This is a genomic window from Gimesia aquarii (assembly GCF_007748175.1).
In the GTDB taxonomy this organism is placed as follows: Bacteria; Planctomycetota; Planctomycetia; order Planctomycetales; family Planctomycetaceae; genus Gimesia; species Gimesia aquarii_A.
In genome coordinates, this window is the sequence record NZ_CP037422.1 from 3,010,848 (window position 1) to 3,019,322 (window position 8,475).

The following is an 8,475-nucleotide window of genomic DNA, read 5'->3' on the forward strand; positions in this document are numbered from 1 at the left end:
GATACAGATAATACTGGTCTTCGTGTTGATTTCACCACCTTTGAAGAATTCAACTTCTTTAGGGATAACGGCTATATAGAGATCAATGTCGGTTCTGTCGTGGGCACATTCGAGTTCACGCTGACTGCATACGACGCCGCGGGCAACGAGTTCGAAACGGAGCTTCGTAAAGTAAATGTGGTTACGGATATCTGGGTACCAGAAATCAGGATCGAAACACCTACCGGCACCGGCGAAGTCACCGTACCCACAGATATTACTGGTACGATCAAAGATGACGATTTAAAGTCTTACAAGGTCGAACTCATCTCCACCGAAACCGGCAACGTCCTGACTCTCAAAGCCGATGATACTGTGAATGACAGCAATATCGTTAGCGGTGTGCTCGCACATATCGATACCACGCTGCTGGCAAACGGCTTCTACGACATCATCGTGACCGCCACCGACCAGAACGACAATACCGCGACCAGCGTCCGTCGCATCGAAGTCAGTGGCAACTTCAAACTCGGTAACTTCACAACCGGCACCACTGATCTCACAGTCAACGCGGGTAACACACCAATTACCGTTTCACGAACCTACGATACGCTGAACGCCAACCACGCAGGCGACTTTGGTTTCGGCTGGTCATTGGACTTCGGTATTCCCACGATTGAGGTCATTTACCCGGACAGCAGCTTCTCATTAATCGGAGAAGGGGACTTTGTACCGTTCCGTACTGGAACGCGCATCATCGTCACACTACCCGATGGCACAACTGAAGGCTTTACCTTCCAGACTAACCCCATTGATTACTCTGGAATCGGGCTAATTGTGGGCGAACCGCCTCATGAACCTGTCTTTGTTGCAGATACAGGTGTGATAGGGGGATTGAAATTAGCAGATGATGTCACTCTTGCTAAGCTCGGCGATGAATTTCTGCTGAACGGCAGAGTCTTCAATCCGACTCGTAGCTTTACCAAAATGAACTTTGTGTATCAGACTCCCGACAGAGTTCAATATGGTCTCGATCCGACCGACTCCACAAAGGCCTGGATCGAAGACTTGCACGGTAACCGTACGACCTACACCGACTACGGCATCACCACCACTTACGGCCGCAATGTTATCTTTGAGCGTAACGACCCGAATCACAACTTCATCACCGCGATCATCGACCCCGCCGGCAACCGCCTGCAGTATGAATACGATGCGAATGGCAATCTGGTCAACGTTTACGATCGCAACTTTGATCACAATCTTTACGACGGCACCGATACGGCCAGCGTACATGACGAGTATGACGATGCCGACGCCAAAGACAACTTCACGCTACAGTATACGTATCATGCGGACTTCGACCATCACCTGACAACGATTACCAACGCCGCCGGCAGAGTGATTCGGGAAGTGACCTATGACAACGATGTACCGCGTGTCCTGTCATCGAAAGATGAATTGGGAAATGTGACCGAATACGACTTCAACAGTACGACCCGCAGGCAAACCATTACAGACGCCTTGGGCAACAAGAGTGTGCTGGAACTCGACGAGCAAGGTAACATTACCCGCGAAGATGACGCACTCGGTAATATAATCTTGCGGGAATACAACAGTGACAACCAACTGGAGACAGAGATCTACGTAGTAGGTGCCATCGATGGTAAGGACGGCAACGACGAAACCGATGATCTGGTCAAATCCTGGACCTACAACTCCTTCGGTCAGGTCGTCACCGAAACCGATGAACTGGGAAATACAACCCACTATCGGTATAACAATTTTGGTCAACTGACTTTGACTATTGCCCCCAGCGGTCTGCGGGTTCAGAATTTCTATGATGAAGCGGACGGAAATCTAACGAAGTCAGTCGATGAGTTGGATAATGAGACGACGTATACGTATTATGAGAATGGGTTGCCAGAATCCGCTAAGTCGTTTGATAGAACAATTTTTTTCAATTATAACCAAATGGGGGATCTCACAAATATCATAGATCCACAAGAAAATTCTAGAGCACTATCATATGATGCTTTAGGTCAGAATACACTTGTGACACGTGAATGGGCCGATTTAGTGCCTGGTAATTATTCTGTTAGTGAGTATGAAACCTTATTTGGCTATGATGAAGAAGGGCGCCATATACTCTCTGTTAACGAGCAAGGATTGGTTACTCAGGATATATATAACGGTGATGGTGATCTAATAGTGACCCGCTCACAGTCGTTCAACGGATCAGGCAATCTTGTCTGGCTGGTTGATTTGGTTGTTTACGATGATTCGACCGGCTTTGAGTTCATTACTGTCGACCAGATATTAGACACAAGTGAGACAGACATCTTTAATCAGGGTTCTACATCGACTACTGTAACGTATTCAGTACCGACAGGGATAGTTACCTATTACGACGATTATGGACGTCTAAGTAAAACCGAAACTCATTCGAACCTTGAAATTACAGTTTCGCTAACAGATGGGACTTTCTCTACCAGTTTGGCAGACAACTTTGAGCTTGGAACGCCTGATGAAATCTATAGTTCTTTAACTTATGATAGTTATGGTAGGGTCGAATCCAGGACAAATGAAGACGGATTTAAAACAGAATATACTTATAATAGTCAAAATCTGGTCGTTCAAACCAAATCTGAAACACTGAATGAAGTCGGAACTAAGGTTTGGCTTGTCAGTCGCGCTATCTATGATGCACACGATAGAATATTATATCAGACAGATCAGTATCTCGAATCGGGTGATGCAACTTCGGACGGTACCTTTACTGAATACGATTCACTCGGACGAGTCGTTAAAACTACCCGACTACGCGATATGGAAGTAGAGTTGAATTCACTCACCAGAGAAACCTCGCTGGTCAGTGTCGGTATCACTGCCTCCTCACAACAGTCAATTTTTAATGAGTTAGGCCAGCTAGTCCGTTCTATCTCAATAACTTATAATGAAGCCGGGGATACAGTTCAGTCTTCCCGTGAAACCAGCTATGAATACGATGGCTTTGGAAGACAGACAGCAGTCAATACTCCAACCCAAATGACTACAGAGGACGAACTGGTCCGCGAGCGCAGAGAAACTATTTATAACGATCAGGGACAGATTAGTGAGACCCGTACGAATATCTGGGTCAATGACAAAGATCGCAGTCTAGACCGTTCGCATGAAATTGTGACATCGTTTGTCTACGATCAGTATGGTAATCAGGTCGAAGTCACAGTCACTGAAGGGGGCAGTTCGCTAACTACTTCGGCCACTTACGATGCCTTCGGAAATCGCATTTCGGAAACAGATGCGACGGGCGCCACCCGAAACTTCGAATATGATGCTCAGGGACGACAGATCGCAGTACTGGAACCAGCCGTCGATCTGGATGGAACACTGGTTCGTCATCGGATGGAAACCATTTATGACGCTCTAGGGCAGGTGATTGCCACTCATGCGAACATTCAGGTCATTGTGAATGAGGATGGAAATGTACTCGATGTCAATGACCTAGAGAAACAAACGAAGACCTACGAGTATGATGCGTATGGCAGACGAACAAAAACGATCTTACATGACGGCGCTGCTACGATTTTGATGATCACCGCCTACGATACAAAAGGCCGCGTTACATCCGAAACCGATGCGATGGAGCAGATAAAATCGTATGAATACGACGACCAAGGACGCTTGATCAAAGTCACGCTGCCCAAAGTCAAAGATCCATTAAACAACGATACGCTCACTCACCCCGTCTACCAGTACGCCTATGATGAGTTTGGCAACCAGATTTCGATCATTGATCCACTCGGACGGGAAACAAAATTTACATATGATGAAAACGGAAACCAGCTTACGAGAATACTTCCTGACGACCCGGCGATTCCTGGTGAACTGGTTGAAACCTTTACTTATGACTATTTGAATCGCATGGAAACTCATGTTTCCTTTGAAGGAGTCAAAACAGTCTATGTTTACGATGACAGTCTGAACGGTAACGGCCAGGTGATTAAGAAGCAGTTCTTCCTGCCAACCAATGTCACTACCATTCCGGATGAAACGTTTGCTTATGAGTACGACGAACAGGGACGAGAAATTCGCGTGACTCAGATGCTCACAGATTCACCACAAAATGCTCGTGTCACAACGAATACATATAACGGCAAAGGGGAACTGATTCAGATCAATTCACCAGAAGGGATCGTCAACTATGAATACGACGTCTATGGCCGCAAGACCCGCACCTATACCGGCGATCCTACAGACCCGGTAACCGATACGCTTTATACCTATGACGAGTTGGGACGCCTGGCAACCGTGAGTGTCGTGGAACGTAATGATGTGGCATTACCAACTCCGGAAACCACGCGCTACGAATATGATCTGGTCGGCAATCTGGATGAAACGATTTTGCCCAATGGCGTGATTACCGATTATGTTTACGATACGCTCAACCGGTTGGAAACGCTCACGCACTATGAAGGAGATGCCACGCCCGATGACTTAAGCGACAATCAGAAAATTGTTGAATTCAATTACAGTGTGCGTGAAGATGGTCGGCGGACTGGTGTGACTGAGAAATGGTATCTGGATGAGTTTGATACCAACAGTGATGGTTTCGTGGATGAGACAGAGGCGAAAGAAGTGACCACCACCTGGGAATACGATGAAGCAAACCGTCTGATTGATGAAACCTTCACCCATTATGATGACCTATTGTCACAATCATCCGAATTCACTTATGATCTGACGGGGAATCGGTTGACACAGGAAGTCGTCAAAGATTTTGATAATGATGGTAATCTGGACAGAAAGACGACGAGCTATAGTTATGATCTCAACGATCGTCTGCTGTCAGAATCGACAGAATTGGATGACAATGACGATCTGACAAATGACCAAACCACCATTTCTACCACAGACTATACCTATGACGGAACGCAGCAGAACAGTAAAACCGAGATTGTCACTGGGGCCGCTCAGATTACACTAACTGAGTTTAAATATGACCTGCAGGGCCGACTGGAAATAGTAACGGTCAAAAATAAAGATAGTGTAGATGATCTGACACCGACGTCCATTAAAGAAACCACCTACGAATATGATGCCACCGGGATTCGTGTTTCCGCTTTACATAAGATCAATACGGATGAGGATCCAGCGGGAACGTATGATGAAGTAACCTTAACCCGTTACCTCAATAATCCCAATAATTTCACCGGTTATTCCCAGGTGATTGAAGAGACGGAGGCAAACCCTGATACCGATGAAGTCCTCAAAAAGACCATCTATACCATCGGTCATGACCAGATCAGTCAAACCACGATTGAATATGTGGCTGGTGTTCCACAAACTCCACAAACGCTTTACTTCCTGGCCGATGGTCATGCCAGCACGCGAGTTCTGGTGGATGTGGTCGGGGCAATTGCCAATATTAACGGTAAGGAACAGGTCTTCTTCTATGACGCGTATGGTAACTTACTCGATCAGGAGAATTTCGAGGCTGATCAAATCGGGACCGGCTACCTCTATAGTGGTGAGCAATTTGATTCGAAGATTGACCAGCAATACTTACGAGCCCGATATTACGATGCAACGACAGGACGATTTAATCGATTGGATGATTTTGCGGGAAATAGTCAGGACCCACAGTCATTTCATAAGTATCTTTATACGCATGCCGATCCTATCAATCTGTATGATCCAACTGGATTATTTGCAGGCGTATCGGGAGTTTTATCATCAATCTCAATTGGTCAAACCATTGCCTATATTACTGGTGGAAGTGCCGTAGGAGGAGCTATTTATGGTGCATTTGATGCTTGGTCAGGAGGACAGAATGTTTGGGCGGGTGCCTTAAATGGGTTTGTTTCTGGGGCAGCATTTGGATTTGTCACAAGTCTATTAGTTGTCTCTGCGCCTGCAGCTGCATCAGGGAGTATGTTAGCTGGTACTGCTTATGCATTTGGTTTGAGTGCTTATCTTGGTATTACTGGAATGATGGCTGGATTTGGGGTACAAGATTCCTTTGAAAATGATAGAGATTTTCAAGGATTCCAAAGATTAGGATTTGGTATATTTAGTCGAAGTCTATTTATCTCAGGGTTAGCTGGAAGTGGGCCATTTACTCAAAGTCGTGTAGAATTACTTCCTCCGGTGCCAAAGGGATCACACAAAGTATATGCTGATAATGCAGCAAAAGTTTTCAGCGCCGAAATGACTAATGCAGGAATGTCGCCGTCAAATCGGCCAGGAAAACTAGCACTCTTTTTCAGTAAGCGTGGTGAAGAAGCAGTTGGCTTATCTGCCAGGAGAAATCCTATACACTATGTGCACAAAGTAGTTGCCCAAATTGCAGATCGTGGACCTCAAAGTAGAATTAGTAAAAAATGTGCCGAAATTGATGCAATTAGTCGTTTCTTACGGCAGTATGAGATCTTGACACAAACAACAATCAAAACTGTTGCTCAGGCAAAACAAGTTCTTCAGGGGGGGGAGATTCATGTAAGAAATATAGGAAGTGACACCTCGACTGCTGCATGTAAAACCTGTAATTTTGTCTTGAAAGAGTTGGGCATCCGACAAGTCTTTTAATCATACCAATGTTTTTAGGAACCCGTTGTGTGAATGAATATATCATGAAATTTTCGAGTGTAACATCGAAAAAAGAGAGAATTTTTTATACGGAAAAACTAACAAATTCTAATCTTCCCTCTCATTTATTATGCCACAAGTTACACTCTGATTTTCTCACTTTTGATATTCGTGTTTGTAGAGATTGCTTTTGGCAAATACTCTATGGCTTATCTCCAGAGGAACAGAGTGAGAAAACAATGCTTGTAGCTATTTCGAGTATTGCTGCGGTATTTGAAAAAAGATCAAATGTAGATAAACATGTGTTTGATTATCCAGTAGCACAATTTTCCGAGTCAGTGGAATTTTCGGATGACTTCATGGAAATCTATCTCAAAGAATATCCCGAAGATTTGGCTAAATTCATGAGTGAATTAGCATTACAAATATCAACCCATTGTATATGGTGTACTCGAGCGTGTGTTTTTTTAGTTGTTTGTTGGTTTTCTGATAATTTTGTGTTGCCTGATTGGTACGAAGATTGGAAAGACCGCTTAGACAATGCAGCGCCCGATGATGCTAAACGTCTCGTGAAATGGCGACCCTTTGTTGATTTATATAAAAGTTACAGAGGTTAAGCGAATACCAGAAAAATCAGAAAAGGGGTCAGGTCTCTTTTCTTCCTGGCTGTATTCTGTTATACTCCTTGAATGCCTCGTACCAAACGAATTTGTCCTGCCGGTGAAGTGTTTAATGTACTCAACTACTCAACCGGTCTGTGGCGCGGATGACTTTGTTCGAGAAGCCGGACGATTATGCCGCATTCATACGTGTGGTAGAGGAAACGTTGGAAAAGATTCCGCTTCTGATCTTTGCCATGTTCGTGATGCCCAATCATTGGCACTTTGTGGTGCGTCCTAAGACAGATACCCAATTGACGGAATTCTTTCAACGGCTCACCATCACCCATACCATGCGCTGGCACGCGCACTAGTCAACCGGGGTAAGTGGTCACTTATACCAAGGACGATTCAAGTCGTTCCCGATTCAATCAGACGACCGTTCATTTGCTGACTGTGATGCGCTATGTCGAACGCAATCCGCTGCGAGCGAATCTCGTCAGACGTGCTGAGGAATGGGAGTACGGCTCCGCCTGGGCACGACGGCAAAAGGGAACGCCTCCCGCGTGGCTGGCAAAACCCAAAAATCCACCGCTACCACGCCAATGGCGATCACTGGTTAACAAACCACAAACGGAGACCGAACTGACTGCCGTTAGAAAGTGCATCACCCGCGGCACACCCTTTGGCGATAACAAATGGACCTGCAATACAGCCATTCGACTGTCCCTCGAAAGCACAACTCGCCCCCGCGGAAGACCGAGAAAAGAGACCTGACCGGCTCTGTAGACAACCTACCTCCGATTGCTATATCTGTAACAAACGAGTCATGGTACACCATGTCGCATGACACAAACAAGTAGCTCTCTGACGATTCAAAAGTATGTCATAATGTAAGATCTTTCAAACTCGAGTATCGAAGCGATTAATCTGATTAAAGCGCGCGACATTCCTGTGATGTCAGAAGTCAGCAAACAAAACGTTGATCAATGGATAACATCTAAGCAAATTCGCCAAATTGCTGCGAAATTCGATAACAAGCAGGACGAGCCATTTAGCACCGGATGGATAGCCGATCAGAAAAGAGACATATTTTCAATAATGTCTTTTGATTGATCGGGACTTCATACTCCAACTAAGAATTCATACATCAATAAAACAATAGGGCAAAGGTCTTTAAATCTGGTGTGGTAGTAGGTAATAAAGTGCTCGTTTGAAATGCACTCACCTAAAAAGCTCCTGTACCACACGATTCAACCCCTTTTATCCTGTTATTTGATATTTTTATAAATATCGGAAAAAGCTTACT

Annotated in this window: 4 protein-coding genes (1 of these 4 cut by a window edge); all 4 read left to right on the plus strand. The window is 45.1% G+C overall.

Annotation, left to right across the window (positions count from 1 at the left end):
* Nucleotides 1-6,567 carry the 3' portion of a tandem-95 repeat protein gene (locus tag V202x_RS11655; RefSeq protein ID WP_145174634.1) on the plus strand. The gene continues 24,585 nt to the left of window position 1, outside the view, so 6,567 of the gene's 31,152 nt are visible here — the last part of the coding sequence; its start codon lies beyond the left edge, outside the window; it ends in the stop codon at nt 6,565-6,567.
* A 44-nt stretch (nt 6,568-6,611) separates the two neighbouring features.
* Nucleotides 6,612-7,184 carry a hypothetical protein gene (locus V202x_RS11660; RefSeq protein WP_145174636.1) on the plus strand — a complete coding sequence of 191 codons (573 nt, stop codon included), beginning with the start codon at nt 6,612-6,614 and terminating at the stop codon, nt 7,182-7,184.
* A gap of 149 nt (nt 7,185-7,333) precedes the next feature.
* Nucleotides 7,334-7,540, plus strand: a complete 207-nt coding sequence (locus V202x_RS27785) for a transposase (RefSeq protein WP_232098953.1) — start codon at nt 7,334-7,336, stop codon at nt 7,538-7,540.
* 13 nt (nt 7,541-7,553) lie between these two features.
* Complete coding sequence (locus tag V202x_RS27790; protein ID WP_232098954.1) at nt 7,554-7,943, plus strand: hypothetical protein; 390 nt, start codon at nt 7,554-7,556, stop codon at nt 7,941-7,943.
* The last annotated feature ends 532 nt before the right edge of the window (nt 7,944-8,475 follow it).

Coding starts and splice junctions, on each gene's coding strand:
- V202x_RS11660 (WP_145174636.1), top strand. CDS start 6,612: ATGAAATTTTCGAGTGTAACATCGAAAAAAGAGAGAATTTTTTATACG.
- V202x_RS27785 (WP_232098953.1), top strand. CDS start 7,334: ATGACTTTGTTCGAGAAGCCGGACGATTATGCCGCATTCATACGTGTG.